The sequence below is a fragment of the Streptomyces sp. BE303 genome, from assembly GCF_036290945.1.
Classification (GTDB): domain Bacteria; phylum Actinomycetota; class Actinomycetes; order Streptomycetales; family Streptomycetaceae; genus Kitasatospora.
Genome location: NZ_JAQYWZ010000476.1, coordinates 1 through 300, shown reverse-complemented (window position 1 = coordinate 300; position 300 = coordinate 1). Strand labels below are relative to the sequence as shown.

1 protein-coding gene is annotated in these 300 nt (G+C 43.0%); it reads left to right on the top strand.

Annotated elements, in window-relative coordinates:
• Positions 1-300, top strand: a 300-nt coding sequence (locus tag PUR56_RS43375) for a hypothetical protein (protein ID WP_329948536.1), incomplete at both ends; no start/stop codon positions are given.

The window sequence follows — 300 nt, the reverse complement described above, 5'->3', positions numbered from 1 at the left end:
TTTTTTTTTTTTTTGTGTGGGTTTGTGTGTTTTTGTGTGTGTTTTGTTTTTTGGTTTTTGTTTTGTGTTTGTTTTTTTTTTTTTTTTTTTTTTTTGGGGGTGTTGTGGGGGGGGGGTGGGGGGTGTGTTTTGTGGTTTTTTTTGTTTTTTTTTTTTTTTTTTGTTTGGTTTTGGGGGGTGGTTGGGTTGGGGTTGTGTTTTTTTTGGTTGTTTTTTTTTTTTTTTGTTTTTGGTTTTTGGGGGGGGGTGGGGGGGTGTGGTGTTGGGGGTGGGGGGGGGGGGGCCGCCGCCCCCCCCCCC